The sequence below is a fragment of the Xylophilus ampelinus genome (genome assembly GCF_003217575.1).
GTDB lineage: Bacteria > Pseudomonadota > Gammaproteobacteria > Burkholderiales > Burkholderiaceae_C > Xylophilus > Xylophilus ampelinus.
On sequence record NZ_QJTC01000026.1, the window covers coordinates 37,091 to 54,053 of the forward strand.

The window sequence follows — 16,963 nt, forward strand, 5'->3', positions numbered from 1 at the left end:
GCTTCTGCGTGCCCTCCGTGCGCTCCGCGCATTGCGCCTCCCTGTCCCCTACCTGCTTCCAGCCTCCCTCCATGAAACTCCTTCGCCTCGCCTCGGCCCTCGCACTGTCCGCCTGCGCGCTGCTGTCCCATGCCCAGACCGGCACGCTGCGCGTCTCGGCCATCCCCGACGAGGCGCCGACCGAACTGCAGCGCAAGTTCGCGCCGCTGGGCGACTACCTGGCCCGCGAGACCGGCATGGCGGTGCAGTTCACCCCGGTCACCGACTACGCCGCGGTGGTCGAGGGCCTGGCCTCGCAGAAGATCGACCTGGCCTGGCTGGGCGGCTTCACCTTCGTGCAGGCCCGCCAGCGCACCCGGGGCGGCGCGGTGCCGATCGTGCAGCGCGCGGAAGACGAGAAGTTCACCAGCAAGTTCATCGTGCCCACCGCCAGCACCGCGCAGACGCTGGCCGACCTGAAGGGCCGCAGCTTCGCCTTCGGCGCGCCGTCGTCCACCTCGGGCAGCCTGATGCCGCGCTATTTCCTGCAGCAGGCGGGCCTGGTGCCCGAGCGCGACTTCAAGACCGTGGCCTTCAGCGGCGCGCACGACGCCACGGTGGCCTTCGTCGCCGCCGGCCGGGCCGAGGCGGGCGTGCTCAACGCTTCGGTGTGGGACAAGCTGGTCGAATCCGGCAACCCCAACGCCGCCAAGGTGCGGGTGCTGGCAACCACGCCCACCTACTACGACTACAACTGGACGGTGCGCCCGGGCCTCGACGCCGCCCTCGCCAAGAAGCTGACCGACGCCTTCCTGAAGCTCGATCCTTCGCGCCCCGCCGACAAGGAAATCCTGTCGCTGCAACGCGCGACCCGCTTCATCCCCACCCAATCGTCCAACTACGACGGCATCGAGGCGGCGGGCAAGTCGGCCGGCCTGATCAAGTAAGGCAGAGAGAAAAGGAGAAAGCGGCGCGTGTCCTTCGCTCTGGTCGATTGCGGTCTGGTCCACGCCCAGGGCCGACGTGCGCTGCAGGCGGTGACGCTGGCGGCCGCCCAGGGCGAGCGCGTGGCGGTGATCGGGCCTTCGGGCGCGGGCAAGACGACGCTGCTGCGGGTGCTGGGCGCCGCGCTGCGGCCGGGAGAAGGCACGGTCGCGCTGCTGGATGCCGCACCCTGGCAACTGGGCCGCGCGCCCCTGCGCCGGCTGCGCGGGCGCATCGGCACGGTGCACCAGCAGGCACCGATCCCGCCGCGGCTGCGGGTCGTCACCGCGGTGCTGGCCGGGCGGCTGGGGCAGTGGCCGCTCTGGCGGGCGCTGGCCTCTCTGGTGTACCCGAGCGATCTGCGCGGCGCAGCGGCGGTGCTGGCCGAAGTGCAGCTGGCCGACCGCCTGTTCGACCGCTGCGACCGGCTCTCCGGCGGCCAGCTGCAGCGGGTGGGCATCGCCCGCGTGCTCTACCAGGCGCCCGACCTGCTGCTGGCCGACGAGCCGGTGTCCTCGCTCGACCCGGCCCTGGCCGACAGGGCGCTGGCGGTGCTGGCCGCCCAGGCCGACCGCAGCGGCGCGACGCTGGTCGCATCGCTACACACCGTCGAGCTGGCGCTGAAATGGTTTCCGCGCATCGTCGGCATGCGGGAGGGGCGCATCGTCTTCGACCTGTCGGCGGCGGCGGTGACGCCCGGCATGCTGCGGGCGCTGTACGCGTCGGACGATGCGGGCAACGCGGGGCGCGATGCGGCACCCACCGCCACCGCCACCCTTGCACCGCGCGGCGGCGTCGCCCGGCCCGACTGCCTGTGAACACCGCCCCGCGTGCGGCGCAACCCTTGCTGCCGGCGGTGCCGCTGCGCGACCCGGCCTGGCGCGGCCGCTGCCTCTGGACCGTCGCCGCGCTGGCCATCGCCTGGCCGACGCTGGTGCTGGCCGAGTTCCGGCCCTGGGTGCTGTTCGACGGCCAGGGCCTGCAGGCGATGCAGGGCTTCCTGCGCGGCTTCTGGCCGCCCGCGACCGATGCGGCCTTCGGCACGCTGCTGCTGCGCGCCACGCTGGAGACGCTGGCGATGGCGACGGCCGGCACCTTCCTGGCGTTTCTGATCGCGGCGCCCCTGGCGCTGGCGGTGACGCGGGCGCTGTCGATCTCCCGCATCGGCCCCGGGCCGGGCGCGTTGCGGGCCGCGGCACTGCGGCCGGTGGCGCGGCTGGTGCTGACGGTGCTGCGGGCGGTGCCCGAGATCGTCTGGGCCCTGGTGCTGGTGCGCGCGCTCGGCCTGGGGCCGGGCGCGGGGGTGCTGGCGATCGCGATCGCCTACGGCGGCATGCTGGGCAAGGTGTACAGCGAGATACTGGAGTCGGGCGACACACGCCCTGCCCGCGCGCTGCTGGAGGCGGGCAGCGGCCGGCTGGCGGCGCTCTGCTACGGCCTGGTGCCGGGTGCGGCGCAGGAGCTGGCCTCGTACACCGTCTACCGCTGGGAGTGCGCGGTGCGGGCCTCGGTGGTGATGGGCTTCGTCGGCGCCGGCGGCCTGGGCCAGCTGATGGACCGGTCGATGAAGATGCTCGATGGCGGCGAGGCCAGCGCGATCCTGCTGACCTTCCTGGCCCTGGTGCTGCTGGCCGACGCGCTTAGCGCGCTGCTGCGGCGGATGCTGGCATGAAGCACCTCGACCCGCGTGCCCTGCGCATCGCCCTGGCCGGCGCGGGGATGTTGGCGGTGCTGGTGGCGGCGGTGGCGGCCAGCTTCGCCTATCTGGCGGTGGACTGGCGCGGGCTGCTGGCCGGCGACGCGCTGCGGCGCATGGGCCGTTTCATGGCCGAATTCTTTCCGCCCGACACGTCGCGGGCCTTCCTGGTGCAGACCGGCTGGGCGGCGTTGCAGACGCTGGCCGTCTCCAGCCTGGGCACGCTGCTGGCGGCCGCCGCCGCCGTGGCGCTGGCCCTGCCCGCCGCAGGCCGCTGGGGCCGGGTGGCGCAACCGGCGGCGCGCCTGTTTCTCAACCTGTTGCGCAGCGTGCCCGAGCTGGTGTGGGCCGCCCTGATGGTGCTGGCCGCGGGGCTGGGGCCTTTCGCTGGCACGCTGGCGTTGGCATTGCACACCACCGGCGTGCTGGGCCGCCTGTTCGCCGAGACGCTGGAGAACCTGCCGCCCGCGCCCGAGCAGGCCCTGCGCGCGGCCGGTGCCGGCACGGTGGCCGCCTGGACCTATGCCAGCCTGCCGCTGGCGGCGCCCCAGTGGCTGGGCTATGGCCTCTATCGCTGGGAGATCAACATCCGCACGGCCGCGGTGCTGGGCTTCGTCGGCGCGGGCGGGCTGGGACAGATGCTGTACTTCCACCTGTCGCTGTTCCAGCAGGCGCAGTCGATGACGGTGCTGCTGGCGATGTTCGCGCTGGTGGTGCTGGTCGATGCGGCCAGTGCCTGGCTGCGGCGGGAAACGACCGTTTCCGTGCGGGCGCGCCGCCGGTGGTGGCCGCGGCGCGCAGTCTCCTAAAACCTGTCTACAGGTCGCGCAGCCGGGAGGTGCCGCGCACCGGCACGCCGCTTCGGCGAGCACGGCGCACAGGCCAGCTCAGCAGTTCCAGCACCAGCACCACGGCCAGGGCCGACACCGCGCCGGCCAGCACCGCGTCGCGGGTCAACGGGATGTTGAAGCTGTAGGCGGCGCGGGTCTCGGCGATCAGCGGCCGGTTGCCGCGCAGCGCCAGATGCACCACCTGTTGCGGCATCGGCGCTTGCAGGGCCAGCGCTTCGGCCCGGAAGGCGGCACGGCGCTCGACCATGTCGCGCAGCGGCACCGCCTCGGCGCGGAAGGCCGGGTCGTTGCTGGCCTCGTGGCGGGCGATCAGCGCGTCGAGCGAGCCCTTGTCGAAGCGGTCGGCGATCTGCTGGAAGCCGCGCAGGTTGGTCTCGACCTCGACCAGGTGCGCATCGACTCGCTTCTGGTACTGGTCGACGAAGTTCGGGATCTGGATGCCCAGCAGAAGCGCGGTGCCGGCCAGGACCAACAGCAGGTAGCGGTAGAGCATGGTGCGGGCGCCGCGGGCGGTGTCAGAACTTGGGGATGCGCAGCGTCTTGCTGATCATCAGGCTGCCCGACAGGCCGAAGACGAACGAGAGCGGATGCAGCTGCCACGGGCCGAGCATCCAGGCACCGCCCCACAGCGCATCGCCGATCCGGCCCTGCCAGGCGGCCAGCGCCAGGAGGCCGACCAGGGCCACGCTGGTGGGGATCGGGGTGCCCTCGAAATACTTCACCTTGTCGGCGCCTTCGGAGAGGGCCTCGGCCGTCACGTTGTAGCGGGCCAGCCGGCTCACGCCGCAGCAGACGAAGTAGATCAGCAGCAGGCAGTCCCAGCCGCCGTCGAGGCCCGCGGCGAAGCCGAGGGCCGCCGGCATCACGCCGAAGGAGATGATGTCGGCCAGCGAATCCAGCTCGCGGCCGAGCGAGGAATGGGTCTGCCGCCAGCGGGCGATGCGGCCGTCGAACACGTCGAACACGAAGGCCGCCGGCGCCAGCGCCGCCGCCCAGAGGAACTGCGTCACCGACCGGCTGGCCATATAGGCCATCGCCAGGAATACGCCCGCCACGCCGCAGGCCGCATTGCCCAGGGTGAAGAAATCGGCCAGGTGGAAGCCGCGGATCATAGAGAAATGCTTGCGCTCTGCAGGCCGTGCACCGGTCGGGGAGGAAGGCGGGTTCATGGAGGCACTCCGGCAGAAAGGACAAGAGCGTCACCTTAGCGCATCGATCCGACGGGCGGTGTAGTCGCAGGCCGACGATGCCGGTGTGGACCGTCAGCCGGACTGTCCGGCCCGGAGCGCGTGGGCCACGGCCTTCACCAGCGCCTGCCGCGCCGGGTCGGCGCTGCGCAGGTCGGCCCAATCCGGGTGGCTGCGGGCCGGATGGGCGGCCCGCAACGCGGCCATGGCGCTGCCCGCCGCCGTGTCGTAGGGCAGAGACGATGTCTGCAACCGCTGCGGATCGGCATGGCCGCGCCGCTCCAGCGCCTGCAACAGCACCCGCTGCCACCGCACCAGCAGCGCCAGCGCAGCGTCGTCGACCGTCAGTTCCCGCACGCCGCGCGCCCGGTTCCAGACCTTGCGGCCCAGCGGCCCCCAGCCCTGCGACACCGCGCCGCCGATCGCGCCGCCCAGCGCAGCGCCGGCACCCAGCGACAGGCCCGCCAGCGCGATGTCGGTCACCACGCCCACCACGGCACCGGCCGCGGTGCCGGCACCCAGGCGCAGCCCGGCCGCCTTCAAGGCCTCGGGGCTGAACAGGTCCATCTCCCAACGGCCCTCCAGGTGCGGGAGCGGCGCTTCGTCGGCATCGTCCGCACGAAAACCGTGGAGCGCCAGCAGCGTGTCGATGCAGTGCCGGGCGGCCTGCCGCACCTCGGCCTGCAAGGCATCGGCCGCCGATCGCATCGCCGCGGCGGAGGCGTCGGGCACGCTGCGGCGCAAGGCTGTGCAGCGGACCAGCAGCGACGCTATCTCGCGGAGGGCCGCCCCCTGCCGTGCCTCGGCCTCGGTACCCAGCGCCTGGACCACCCGCTGCAGCGTGACGCGGTGCGTCGGCAGCAGCGTGCCCAGGTCCTGGTAGAGGTCGCGCTCGGCGCCGGTGAAGGGCGCGGTGGCGTCGAATCGCACCACCGCGTGCAGGCCGGCATCGGCCAGCAGCGCGCGCCAGTCGGCCTCGCGGCCGGCACCGTCGCGCACGAAGTTCAGCACCGGCAGCACCGGCCGGGCGCAGGCGTGGAGCAGCGCGATCTCGGCACGGTACTTGGGCAACACCGGTGCGCGGACGTCGATCACCAGGAAGGCCGCGTCGGCGCCGAGCAAGGTGCGCAGGACCTTCGCCTCCTGCTCGAACACGCCGTGCGCCTCGGGGCCGGCCAGAAAGCGGCGGACCCGCTCGGCGGGCAGTGCGTCGGCCGGTGCCATCGACGGCAGGTGCAGATGCTCCTGCAGCGCCACCGCGTCCTCGATGCCGGGCGTGTCGAAGAAGCGCACCGCGGCACGGCCGTCGGCGCGCAGGTCGATCGATTCGACATGCCGGGTGGTGCCCGGCCGGTCGGACACCTCGCCGAAATCGATCCGGCGCGAGAGGGTGCGCAGCAGCGATGTCTTGCCAGCGTTGGTATGGCCCACCACGGCGATGCGGATCGGCTCGCTGCCCGGTACGGAAGCGGGGGCCATCGCAGGCGATGTCATTGCGTTCGCTCCAGCACCTCGGCCAAGGTGCCGCCGTGCGCAGCGATCTGCATCAGCCCGCAGTCCCTCAGCCAGGCCTGCCAGCGGCCGGCCGCGGCGGCCGAACGGGCGGGGTCGGTATCCGCCGGCGGCACCAGCCAGAGCTGCAGTGCCCCGCAATGACCGGCCACCGCGCGCAGGAAGCGCTCGGTGCCGCGGTCGGGGCTGGCGGAGGCGTCGCAGGCGACCAGCACACGGCGCGGCCGCAGCAGGGCCAGCCGGTCGAGCAGGGCGTTGCGCTGGGCGACGCTGCCATCGACCGCGAGCGCTTCCGCGCCCCGCGGCAGGCCGGCGGGCGGCCAGGGCGCCTCGGGTGGCAACTCGAAGCCGACAACCAGCAGCAGGTCGGCCACCTCGGCCGGCGGCAGCGCCTGCGGTGCCGCCTGCACCGGCCGGCCCGGGTCGGCCTCCACGACGCGGGAGGGCGCCAGCGCATCGAAGCGCGCCAGCACCTGCCGGTAGTAGGGATCGGAAAGATCGGGCTGCAGCCCACCCCGCCGGGCGCGCCACACGGCGGTGCACAGCGTCACCAGCAGCAGCCGCGGCAGCAAACCGTAGACCACCAGGCAGCCGGTGAGCCACAGCGCCCAGGTGCGCTGGCCGGCCGGGTCGGTGGCCGGCGGGGCGGACGTCGCGGCCAGCACCGTCGCGGCATCGGGCATCGGAAATCCGAGCTGCGACGGCAGCCAGCCCAGCGCCTGCACGCTGCGCACGAAGAAGCCGGGCGACAGGATCGTGGTCTCCCACGCGAGGGTGTAGCGGTGGAAGGCCAGGGCGAACAGCAGCCACGCCAGCGCCACGGCGAACGCCAGCGTCCAGACCGCGTGGCTGGCCAGGCCCAGCGCCCAGGGCAACAGGCGCGCACGCGCCAGCGACTGCCATGCGGCCTGCAGCAGCAGCGGCCCCTGGCCCTGCCGGCCGCCGGCCACCCGGGCGGTCAGCAGCAGCCACAGGCCGCCGAGCGAGAGCCGGAAGGCACCGGGCGCGAACAACACGCTGCCCACCCAGGCCAGCAGCGTCAGGGCGTGCAGCCCCAGCAGCCCCGCCAGCGCCGCCATCACGTTGATCTGCCGGTTGCCGCCACCGCCCAGCACCCGGTCGGCCAGGCCCAGCCCCGCGACCAGCACCAGCGCCGCGATCGCCAGCAGCAGCACGCTGGACCAGGCGCGCGCCCGGTCGATCAGCGGGGGAAGGCCCAGCCGTTCGGCCAGCAGCCGGGCACGCACCTGCAGGCGGCCGGGGCCGTCGGGCGCTGCGGCCCGGGCGGTGCGCAGTACGTCGGCATCGTCGAGCGGGCCGGCCAGCTCGGCGCAGCGCATTGCCTCGGTGAGCAGGGCGGCCTGCAGCGACGGCCGGGCGGTCGCCGAGCCTGCGGGCGCAGTACGGACGGAATCAGCGGCCGCCTGCATCGACCGGGCGCCCATGAGAGCAGGCCAAGGAAAGGTCGGCCCGGCCTGTGCCCGGGCCCGCGGCGCAGGCCGCCCGCGGGGCGGGCCGGGTCGTCATGCCGGCACGGCCTCTTCGACCGCGTCGTCGGTCGCCTCGCCCAGGAAGCCGCCGCTCTGGTGGGCCCAGAGCCGGGCATACACGCCGCCGCGGGCCAGCAGCGTGTGATGGTCGCCTTCCTCCACGATGCGGCCCTGGTCCAGCACCACCAGCCGGTCCATCGCGGCGATAGTCGAGAGGCGGTGGGCGATGGCGATCACCGTCTTGCCTTCCATCAGGCGGTAGAGGCTCGCCTGGATCGCGGCCTCGACTTCCGAATCCAGCGCGCTGGTGGCCTCGTCCAGCAACAGAATCGGCGCGTCCTTGAGCATCACCCGGGCGATGGCGATGCGCTGGCGCTGGCCGCCCGAGAGCTTCACGCCGCGCTCGCCCACATGCGCCTCGTAGCCGGCACGGCCCTGCGGATCGACCAGCTCGTCGATGAAATCGGTCGCCTCGGCGCGCTCGGCGGCCAGGTGCAGGGCGGCCTCGTCGGCGTCGGGACGGCCGTAGGTGATGTTGTCGCGCACCGAGCGGTGCAGCAGCGAGGTGTCCTGCGTCACCATGCCGATATGCTTGCGCAGGCTGTCCTGGGTAACGCCGGCGATGTCCTGTCCGTCGATCAGGATGCGGCCGCCGTCCAGGTCGTAGAAGCGCAGCAGCAGGTTGACCAGGGTCGACTTGCCGGCACCCGAGCGCCCGACCGGCCCGATCTTCTCGCCCGGGCGCACCGTCAGCGTCAGCTGGTCGATCACGTTGCGCTTGCCGCCGTAGCCGAAGGTGATCGCGTCGAAGCGCACCTCGCCGCGCGGCACCACCAGCGCGGGCGCGTTCGGCAGGTCGAGCACGGTGCGGCGCCTGGCCAGCATCGCCATGCCGTCCTGCACCGTTCCGATCTGCTCGAACAGGCCCGAGATTTGCCACATCACCCACTGCGACATCGCGGTCAGCCGCATCGCCATGGCGGTGCCGGCGGCCACCGCGCCGATGCCCAGCTGGCCCTGCGACCAGAGCCGGAGCGACAGGCCGCAGACGCCCAGCAGCAGGCCCATCGAGAGCGCCCGGTTGATCGTCTCGAAGGCGCTCACCAGGCGCATCTGCGCATGGCCGGTGGAGATGAACTCGCGCATCGCGTCGCGCGCGAAGCCGGCCTCGCGCCCGCCGTGGGAGAACAGCTTGACGGTGGCGATGTTGGTGTAGGCATCGGTCACCCGGCCGGTCATCAGCGAGCGGGCATCGGCCTGGGCCCGGCCCACCGCGCCCAGCCGCGGCACGAACCAGACGCACACCGCCGCATAGACCGCCGCCCAGACCACCAGCGGCAGCACCAGCCGCAGGTCGAAGGCGGCCACCAGAGCCACGATGGCGACGAAGTACACGCCTACCGACACCACCATGTCGGTCATCAGGAACACGATGTCGCGCACCGACAGCGCGGTCTGCATCACCTTGGTGGTGATGCGGCCGGCGAACTCGTCCTGGTAGAAGACCATGCTCTGGTCGAGCATCGTCCGGTGGAAGTTCCAGCGCATCCGCATCGGGAAGTTGACCGCGATCGTCTGGTGCTTGACCAGCGTCTGCAGCCCCACCAGCAGCACACTGCCCGCGACCAGCGCCGCGATGCCGCCGAGCAGCGTGCCGTGCTCCGTCCAGAGCCGCGCCGGCTCCACCTGGCCCAGCCAGTCGACCATGCGGCCGAGCAGCGCGAAGAGCACCGCCTCGAAAGCCGAGATGGCCGCCGTCAGCAGCACCATCAGCAGCACCGCCCCCCGCAGCCCCTTCAGGCAGGACCACATGAAGGCGACAAGGCCCGTCGGCGGCAGGGTGGGAACGGTGTCGGGGAACGGGGCGAGGCGGTCTTCGAAATATCGGAACAAACAGGACTCCGGGGCGGAAAGGGAGAAAAGGGGCGAGGGCGTCGAGGCGCAATTCCACCATAGACGACAGTAAACGGGGAATGCCTCATTCGTAGCCCATGCGCAGTTCCTGGGACTGACGGGTGAGTTCGGCCATGGCATCGGTGCTGGCCTTGTCGCGCGCATCCTTGTATTGCATCAGGTCAGCGAATTTGACGCGCCTGTGCTTGCCGGCGCGCTGGAACGGCAGCACCCCCTGTTCGAGCATTTTGACCAGATGCGGGCGGGAGACGTTGAGCAGATCGGCCGCTTCTTGCGTCGTAAGTTCGGCGTGCACGGGCACGACCTTGACCGCATTGCCATCAGCCAATTCGGCCAATATGTCTACCAGCAGTCGCAAAGCCGAAGTAGGCAACTCCACTAGGTGGGCCTGCTTGTGATCGTCAAAGATCTGGATCTGCTGAGTTTCGAAGCCAGTCGCCAGATATGCGGCCAAAGCCCTTTGCCCTTGCACGGCCGCCTTCACTTCCCCTGCAGCAGGCAAGGTCACCTTTGCGTGGGTTGTCGTGCTGGTCATGGTGGGCTCCTGGCTTGAATGCAATTGCAAACCGCAATTTTAATCGAAATAAACGAAATTCGAAACAAACGAATCGGATTTTGCGTGCCGGAGACCTGGGACCAGGCTGAAGAATGCCGAATGCAAGCGCCACGATCCTGAGAGCGCGCCGGCCCCGGATCGTTCTGGTAGCCGGGAAGGGAGCCAGAAAAGCTGGACGAAAAAACAGTCATATGTGGATGACTGTATGAAATTACAGTATTCTTGGCCCACCGAATGTTTGTGTGCCAACTTCCCCATGCCCGTCCTCGCGACCATCAGCCTTGCGCTCCAGCCCCTCGTACGGGACGACGTCTGGTGCGCCGACGAACTGAGCGCCTCGCACACCGGCGTCAGCGCCAGCGGCTTCGCGGCGCTGGATGCGGTCCTGCCCGGCGGCGGGTGGCCGGTGGGCGCGATGACCGAGATCCTGCACGCCGGCCCCGAAACCTTCGCATGGCCGCTGCTGCTGCCGGCGCTGGGGCCGGCGGTGTCGGCGCGGCGCCGGCCGGTGCTGCTGGTGGGGGCGCCGCACCTGCCTTTCGGGCCGGCGCTGGCGGCGCAGGGCCTGCCGCCGGCGCAGCTGTTGTGGGTGCGCAGCCAGGCCGCGGCGGCACGCCTCTGGGCCTGCGAGCAGGCGCTGCGCTGTGCCGACGTGGCCGCGGTGCTGGCCTGGCTGCCGCAGGCGCGGCCGGCCGAACTGCGGCGGCTGCAGCTGGCGGCGGCCCAGCACGACGCGCTGCTGTGGGTGTTCCGGCCGGCCGAGGCGGCGGGCAGCTCGGCGCCGGCCCGGCTGCGGATCCGGGTGGAAGCCGCGGGCGAACACGGCAGCGCACTGGAACTGCACATCCTCAAGCGGCGCGGCCCGCCGCTGGAGCGGCCGGTACAGGTGCCGGCCCATCCGCCGCGCCTCTCCGCGCTGATCGCCGCCAGCCGGCTGGGCCAGCGCTGGCAGGGGCCGTCGCCGGCGGCGGTGGCTGCACCGCCCGCATCGCCGCCGTCCACGGCCAAGGTGGTGCGGCTGGATTTCCAGGGAGGCGTGTCGGGGGTGGCGGCCGCCCTCCGGGTGCGGGCCGCCGTGCCGCCGGCCGCACCGGGCCGGCCGCCGCCACCGGCTCCCTGTCCACCGGTCCGGACGGGCGACGGCCCGGCAGGCGACACCGGGACGACCGATGCGGCAAGGGGAGAGGGCGATGCACTGGCTCGCGCTGCAGTGGCCGCCTGACGCCGGTGCGGGCGCGGCTCCGAAGGCGCCGGGGGGAGGCGGCCCTGCGCTTTCGTCGTCGCCTTCGCCATCCTATGCTCCGGCTCCGGCTGTCGCTCCTGCCCCGGCTTCGGCCCTGGCCTCGGCGGCTGCTTCGGCATCTGCATCCCCGGTCAAGGCCACTGCGGAGCCGCCTTCTGCGCAAGCCCTCGGCTGGTGGGCGCTGCAGTTCACGCCCCATGCCGCCTGGGTGGACGAGGCGCTGCTGCTGGAGGTCTCGGCCTGCGAGCGCATCTGGGGCGGGCGGCTCGGGCTGCTGGCCGAGATTCGCAAGCGAAATCCGGCTCCGGCCGGTGTCCTGTGCGGACAAGGTGCTACTAGTTTGATAGCGCTGGGCCGGTTGCGGCTGTTCATGCAGGGCCAACGCCCCACGGCGGACATGCCGGCCGCCCTGCCGCTGCACACGCTCAGCGCCGCCCGGCCGCATCTCTTCATCCTGGAGCGCATGGGCTGCCGCACCTGGGGCGACGTGGCGGCGCTGCCGCGGGCCGGAGTGTCGCGGCGCTTCGGCACGCCGCTGCGGCAGGCGCTCGACCGGGCCTGGGGCCTGGTCCCCGACGGCTACCGCTGGCTGGCGCTGCCCGAATCCTTCGACCGCAAGGTGGAGCTGCGCGCCCTGGCCCACTCCGCGGGCGAGCTGATGTGGGCCGCGGCCGGGCTGCTGGCCGATCTGCAGATCTGGCTGCGCGGCCGGCAGCGCGGGGTGCTGGCGGTCGAGCTGCAATGGACGCTGGACCTGCGGCGGGTCGACGGCATCGACCTGCCGCCCCACGAATCGCTGGTGGTGCGCACCGCCGAGCCGGTGCAGGACATGGCCCACCTGAAGCGGCTGCTGGGCGAGCGGCTGGGCCGCACCCGCATGTCGGCGCCCGCCAGCTGGCTGCGGCTGCGCAGCCTGGAGACGGCGCCCCTGGCAGGCGCCAGCACCACCTTCCTGCCCGACGACAGCCGCAAGGGCGACAAGTTGCACGAGCTGGTCGAGCGCTTGTCGGAGCGGCTGGGTGCCGGCAGCGTGCTCACCCCGGTCGCCCAGGCCGACCACCGGCCCGAGGCGATGCAGCGCTGGGAGCCGGCGCAGGGCCGCATCGGCGCGCTGGTGGCAGCTTTCGGCGCGCCCACGGTCGTCCCCGGCACGGGTGTCCCCGCCGCCACCGGCCTGCCGCGCCGGCAGAAGCCGATGGCGGGCGAGGCGGGGTACGCAGCTCCGGACGACGACGACGACGGGCTCGCCGAGTCTGCACCGGCCGGCCGAATGTCGATCGACGGGGTGCCGGAGGCCGAGGCGCGGGAAGAGCGGCGGGCGGCGCAATCCGACGCCGGCGGCATTTTCGAGAAGCGATCCGGCCTAGGCAAGAGCGATCCGGCAGGCCATGCGCGCAGCGGCAGCACCAGCACCAGCACCAGCACCAGCACCAGCACCAGCAACGGAAGTGGCAACAGCACGAGCACGGCCGGTGCCGCGATCGGCAGCAAACCCAGGAGCGCGTCCAAACCCGCCCGCCCGGCCGTCCTCCAGCCCGACGCCCTCTACCCGCCCTGGCTGCTTGCGCGCCCGGTACGGCTGGAGCTGCAGGACGACGGTCCCTGCTACCGCGGCCGGCTGCGGATGCTGGCCGGCCCGCAGCGGATGGAGACCGGCTGGTGGGCGCCCCCGGCGGCCGCCGATGCAGGCCAGCCGGCGCCGGCGGTGCGCGACTACTACATCGCCGAGAGCCCGTCGGCCGGGCTGGTCTGGGTGTTCTGCGAACGGCCGCACGGCGCTGCCGTTTCGGCAGTCGCCAGTGCTTCGGCGGCATCGGCCGAGGGGCGCGCGTCCAGCGCTGCGGCGCCTGCGGCCTGGTTCCTGCACGGTCTCTATGCCTGAGCGCGAAATTCCCCTGCAGGGCCGCCCGGCCCCGGTGCTGCGGTTTCCGAGGCTGCCGCAGCGCCGGCCCGGGCACGCCGCCGGCGATGCGCCGGAGCCGCCCGAGCGCCACCGGCTACCGGCCTATGTGGAGCTGCACTGCATCTCCAACTTCAGCTTCCTGCGCGGCGCGGCGCATCCCGAGGAGCTGGTGGAGCAGGCGCTGCGCCTCGGCTACGACGGCATGGCCTTGACCGACGAATGCTCGGTCGCCGGCGTGGTGCGGATGTGGGACGGCCTGCGGCAGATGCAGAAGGACCACGACGAGGCCTGGCGCAAGGCCTGTCCCGATACGCCGGTGCCGCCGCATGCGCCGTTCCGGTTGCTCTTCGGCAGCGAGTTCCGACTGCCCTGCGGCGGCCGGCTGGTCGCGATCGCGCGCGACCTGGACGGCTGGGGCGGCCTGTGCCAGTTCATCACCGCCGCCCGCATGGCCGCCGAGAAGGGCGGCTATCTGCTGGACGCCGCCACCGACTGGTCGCTGCTGGCGGGCTGCGAGCGGCTCTTCATCCCGGCCCGCACCCCGGGCGATGCTATAGATTCAATAGCTATAGGTCGTCGATTGGCAACGGCCAGAGGCCAATTCGGCTCCGATTTGTGGTTGGTGGTGGAACTGCTGCAGGACCTGGACGACGACCTGTGGCTGGCCGCGCTGCAGAAGGCCGGCGCGCGGCACGGCATGCCGCTGGTCGCGGCGGGCGACGTGCACATGGACGTGCGCAAGCGCAAGCGTCTGCAGGACGTGATCACCGCGGTGCGCGAGGGCCGCACCGTCGCCGAATGCGGCTTCGCGCTGCAGGCCCACGCAGAGCGCCACCTGCGGCCGCGCGAACGGCTGGCGCGGCTCTATCCGCCGGAGCTGCTCGCCCGCACCGTGGAATTGGCGGCGCGCTGCAGCTTCGACCTGTCGCAGATCGCTTATCGCTATCCCCAGGAGAGCGTGCCGGCGGGGATGACGCCGGCCCAGGCGCTGCGGCGGCTGGTGGAGGAGGGCGTGCGGCGCCGGTTCCCGCAGGGCGAGACCGAAAAGGTGCGCCGGCAGATCGAACACGAGCTGGATCTGATCGCCTTCAAAAATTACGAGATGTATTTCCTGACGGTGGAGGACATCGTGCGCTTCGCCCGCAGCCGGCGCATCCTCTGCCAGGGCCGCGGCTCGGCCGCCAACTCGGTCGTCTGTTATTGCCTGGGCATCACCGAAGTGCCGCCCGACCTGGGCAACCTGCTGTTCGAGCGCTTCATCAGCAGGGAGCGCGACGAGCCGCCCGACATCGACGTCGATTTCGAGCACCAGCGCCGCGAGGAGGTGATCCAGTACATCTACGAAAAATACGGCCGCGAGCGCGCTGCCATCGCGGCGGTGGTGGTCCGCTACCGCTCCCGCATGGCGATCCGCGACGTGGGCGCCGCGCTGGGCGTGCACCCGGCCCTGGTCGACGACTTCGCCAAGGACCACTACTGGTTCGACGCCGGCATCCTGGAGCAGAGGATGGAGGAGGCCATGGCCCGCTGCGGCGTGCGCGAATCGCCCGCGTTGCTCGCGCTGTGGGTGGAGCTGACGGCGCAACTGCGCGACTTTCCGCGCCACCTGAGCCAGCATGTCGGCGGCTTCGTGCTGACCGACGGGCCGCTGACGCGGCTGGTGCCGGTGGAGGCCGCCAGCATGGAGGGCCGCTCGATCATCCAGTGGGAAAAGCGCGACCTGGAGGCGGTGGGCCTGATGAAGGTCGACGTGCTGGCGCTCGGCATGCTGAGCGCGCTGCGGCGCGGGCTGGAATTCCGCAACGCCTGGCGCGGCACGGCCTGGGGCCTGCACGATATCCCGACCGAGCAGTCGGAGGTCTACGACATGATCTGCACCGCCGACACCATCGGCGTGTTCCAGGTCGAGAGCCGGGCCCAGATGTCGATGCTGCCGCGGCTGCGGCCGCGCGAGTTCTACGACCTGGTGGTCGAGGTGGCGATCGTGCGGCCCGGGCCGATCCAGGGAAAGATGGTGCATCCCTACCTGCAGGCGCGGCAGGACCGGCGCGACGAGAAGGACATCAGGTACATCAAGGACGAGCTGCGCAGCGCGCTGGGCCGCACCCTGGGCGTGCCGATTTTCCAGGAACAGGTGATGCAACTCTCGATGGACGCGGCCGGCTTCAGCGCCGACCAGGCCGATGCGCTGCGCCGCTCGATGGCCGCCTGGAAGCGCAGCGCCGGGGTGCACCGCTTCAAGGAGCCATTGGTCGAGGGCATGACCCGCCGCGGCTACCCGCTGGCGTTCGCCGAGGGCATCTTCGAGCAGATCAAGGGCTTCGGCGAATACGGTTTCCCCGAGAGCCATGCGGCCAGCTTCGCGCTGCTGGTGTACTTCAGCTGCTGGCTCAAGTGCTACGAGCCGGCGGCCTTCCTGGCCGGCATGCTCGATGCGCAGCCGATGGGCTTCTACTCGCCCTCGCAGCTGGTGCAGGACGCGCGCCGCCACGGGGTGGAGGTGCGGCCGGTGGACGTGACGGTGAGCGTCGTCCATTCGTCGCTGGAGCGGCAGGCGCATCCGGTGCACGACGGCGATCCCGGCGGCCGGCGCGCGGGCGGCAACGCCACGCGGATGCCGCCCACCGATGCCGAGCGTCCCGCGGTGGGCCTCGGCCTGCCGGCTCGCGCCGCGCCCGGCGAAACCGTCTGGCCCGGCACCACCGTGCCGCAGCCGCTGCGCCTGGCCCAGCCCGCGGTGCGCCTGGGGCTGCGCCGCATCGCCAGCTTGTCCGACGCGGCGATGCGGCGCATCGTGGCGGCGCGGGCCGAAGCGCCTTTCGCCAGCGTCGAAGACCTGGCCCTGCGTGCGCAGCTGGACGGCCACGACATGCGGGCGCTGGCCGCGGCCGATGCCCTGCGGTCGCTGGCCGGCCACCGGCGCCAGCAGGTCTGGGAGGCCACCGCGCAACGGCTGTCGCCCGCGCTGCTGCGCGGCGTGCCGATCCACGAAGGCCGGCTGGAACTGCCGGCCGCGCAGGAGGCCGAGGAAATCGCCGGCGACTACGCCGCGCTGGGCCTGAGCCTGCGCCGCCACCCCTTGGCGCTGCTGCGCGACTACCTGGGCCGCCGCCGTCTGCTCACCGCCCGGCAACTGGCGCCGCTGCCGCACGGCCGGACGGTGCGCGCCTGCGGCATCGTCACCATGCGCCAGCGCCCGCCGACCGCCAAGGGCACGATGTTCGTCACCCTGGAGGACGAGACGGGCATCGTCAACGTCATCGTCTGGAAGGACCTGGTGGAAGAGCAGCGCGAGCCGCTGCTGAAGGCCCGTCTGCTGGCGGTGGAAGGCGTCTGGCAACGCGACAAGGAAAGCGGCGGCCAGGTGCGCCACCTGCTGGCGCGCCGGATGAAGGACATGACGCCGCTGCTGGCCATGCCCGACAACGCGATTTCGCGCAGCCGGGATTTCCATTGAGAGAGAAAAGAACCTGCTGCGCTGTCCGATCGAACGGTTTGGTCTGCGCCGTTCTGCCGTACGTCCTCGCTCCTCACGGCACACCCGGGTTGCTCGCTAGTGTGGTGTCTCAAAAATAAGCCGAACTAAGTTGACGAATGGTTATCCATGAGTTTCCAAGTCCAGGAAACTACAAAGATGACCAGATCAGG

13 protein-coding genes are annotated in these 16,963 nt (G+C 72.0%); 7 read left to right on the forward strand and 6 right to left on the reverse strand.

Annotated features, from left to right (window positions below):
- Positions 1-71 precede the first annotated feature (71 nt).
- From DFQ15_RS14675 to phnE, 4 genes are read left to right on the forward strand one after another with little or no spacing between them, the layout of a single operon-like run.
- A complete protein-coding gene (locus DFQ15_RS14675; protein WP_110466695.1) occupies positions 72-926 on the forward strand; it encodes a putative selenate ABC transporter substrate-binding protein in 855 nt (284 codons plus the stop codon).
- A gap of 27 nt (positions 927-953) precedes the next feature.
- Positions 954-1,781: a phosphonate ABC transporter ATP-binding protein gene (locus DFQ15_RS14680; RefSeq protein WP_110466696.1), complete on the forward strand. Its 828-nt coding sequence runs from the start codon at positions 954-956 to the stop codon at positions 1,779-1,781.
- Positions 1,778-2,635: a PhnE/PtxC family ABC transporter permease gene (locus DFQ15_RS14685; protein ID WP_199399893.1), complete on the forward strand. Its 858-nt coding sequence runs from the start codon at positions 1,778-1,780 to the stop codon at positions 2,633-2,635. The genes DFQ15_RS14680 and DFQ15_RS14685 overlap by 4 nt, the downstream gene beginning before the upstream one ends.
- Positions 2,632-3,468, forward strand: coding sequence for a phosphonate ABC transporter, permease protein PhnE (phnE, locus tag DFQ15_RS14690; protein ID WP_199399890.1), 837 nt, complete (start codon positions 2,632-2,634; stop codon positions 3,466-3,468). Before DFQ15_RS14685 ends, phnE begins: the two co-directional genes overlap by 4 nt.
- 7 nt (positions 3,469-3,475) lie before the next feature.
- Here phnE and DFQ15_RS14695 read toward each other — a convergent pair whose 3' ends face one another.
- From DFQ15_RS14695 to DFQ15_RS14720, 6 genes are all read right to left on the reverse strand, one after another.
- Entirely contained in the window at positions 3,476-4,003 is a 528-nt protein-coding gene (locus tag DFQ15_RS14695) for a DUF2937 family protein (RefSeq protein ID WP_110466698.1), read from the reverse strand.
- Positions 4,004-4,025: 22 nt separating this feature from the next.
- Positions 4,026-4,679 carry a CDP-alcohol phosphatidyltransferase family protein gene (locus DFQ15_RS14700; protein WP_110466699.1) on the reverse strand — a complete coding sequence of 218 codons (654 nt, stop codon included), beginning with the start codon at positions 4,677-4,679 and terminating at the stop codon, positions 4,026-4,028.
- Between the two features lie 93 nt (positions 4,680-4,772).
- Complete coding sequence (locus tag DFQ15_RS14705) at positions 4,773-6,176, reverse strand: GTPase/DUF3482 domain-containing protein (protein WP_110466700.1); 1,404 nt, start codon at positions 6,174-6,176, stop codon at positions 4,773-4,775.
- 11 nt (positions 6,177-6,187) lie between these two features.
- Positions 6,188-7,654: a DUF2868 domain-containing protein gene (locus DFQ15_RS14710; RefSeq protein ID WP_233504535.1), complete on the reverse strand. Its 1,467-nt coding sequence runs from the start codon at positions 7,652-7,654 to the stop codon at positions 6,188-6,190.
- A gap of 78 nt (positions 7,655-7,732) precedes the next feature.
- Complete coding sequence (locus DFQ15_RS14715) at positions 7,733-9,592, reverse strand: ABC transporter ATP-binding protein (protein ID WP_199399891.1); 1,860 nt, start codon at positions 9,590-9,592, stop codon at positions 7,733-7,735.
- 85 nt (positions 9,593-9,677) lie between these two features.
- The gene (locus DFQ15_RS14720) at positions 9,678-10,148 is read right to left on the reverse strand and encodes a helix-turn-helix domain-containing protein (protein ID WP_110466702.1); all 471 of its coding nucleotides are present in this window, start codon (positions 10,146-10,148) and stop codon (positions 9,678-9,680) included.
- Between the two features lie 277 nt (positions 10,149-10,425).
- Between DFQ15_RS14720 and imuA the strand changes: the two genes are divergently transcribed.
- Genes imuA through DFQ15_RS14735 form a run of 3 tightly spaced genes read left to right on the forward strand, consistent with a single transcriptional unit; the run spans position 10,426 to position 16,772 of the window.
- The gene (imuA, locus tag DFQ15_RS14725; RefSeq protein ID WP_110466703.1) at positions 10,426-11,391 is read left to right on the forward strand and encodes a translesion DNA synthesis-associated protein ImuA; all 966 of its coding nucleotides are present in this window, start codon (positions 10,426-10,428) and stop codon (positions 11,389-11,391) included.
- A complete protein-coding gene (locus tag DFQ15_RS14730; RefSeq protein ID WP_146228768.1) occupies positions 11,360-13,294 on the forward strand; it encodes a DNA polymerase Y family protein in 1,935 nt (644 codons plus the stop codon). Before imuA ends, DFQ15_RS14730 begins: the two co-directional genes overlap by 32 nt.
- Complete coding sequence (locus DFQ15_RS14735) at positions 13,287-16,772, forward strand: error-prone DNA polymerase (protein ID WP_110466705.1); 3,486 nt, start codon at positions 13,287-13,289, stop codon at positions 16,770-16,772. Before DFQ15_RS14730 ends, DFQ15_RS14735 begins: the two co-directional genes overlap by 8 nt.
- Positions 16,773-16,963 lie beyond the last annotated feature (191 nt).

Coding starts and splice junctions, on each gene's coding strand:
- DFQ15_RS14675 (WP_110466695.1), top strand. CDS start 72: ATGAAACTCCTTCGCCTCGCCTCGGCCCTCGCACTGTCCGCCTGCGCG.
- phnE (WP_199399890.1), top strand. CDS start 2,632: ATGAAGCACCTCGACCCGCGTGCCCTGCGCATCGCCCTGGCCGGCGCG.
- DFQ15_RS14695 (WP_110466698.1), bottom strand. CDS start 4,003: ATGCTCTACCGCTACCTGCTGTTGGTCCTGGCCGGCACCGCGCTTCTG.
- DFQ15_RS14700 (WP_110466699.1), bottom strand. CDS start 4,679: ATGAACCCGCCTTCCTCCCCGACCGGTGCACGGCCTGCAGAGCGCAAG.
- DFQ15_RS14705 (WP_110466700.1), bottom strand. CDS start 6,176: ATGGCCCCCGCTTCCGTACCGGGCAGCGAGCCGATCCGCATCGCCGTG.
- DFQ15_RS14710 (WP_233504535.1), bottom strand. CDS start 7,654: ATGGGCGCCCGGTCGATGCAGGCGGCCGCTGATTCCGTCCGTACTGCG.
- DFQ15_RS14720 (WP_110466702.1), bottom strand. CDS start 10,148: ATGACCAGCACGACAACCCACGCAAAGGTGACCTTGCCTGCTGCAGGG.
- imuA (WP_110466703.1), top strand. CDS start 10,426: ATGCCCGTCCTCGCGACCATCAGCCTTGCGCTCCAGCCCCTCGTACGG.
- DFQ15_RS14730 (WP_146228768.1), top strand. CDS start 11,360: ATGCACTGGCTCGCGCTGCAGTGGCCGCCTGACGCCGGTGCGGGCGCG.
- DFQ15_RS14735 (WP_110466705.1), top strand. CDS start 13,287: ATGCCTGAGCGCGAAATTCCCCTGCAGGGCCGCCCGGCCCCGGTGCTG.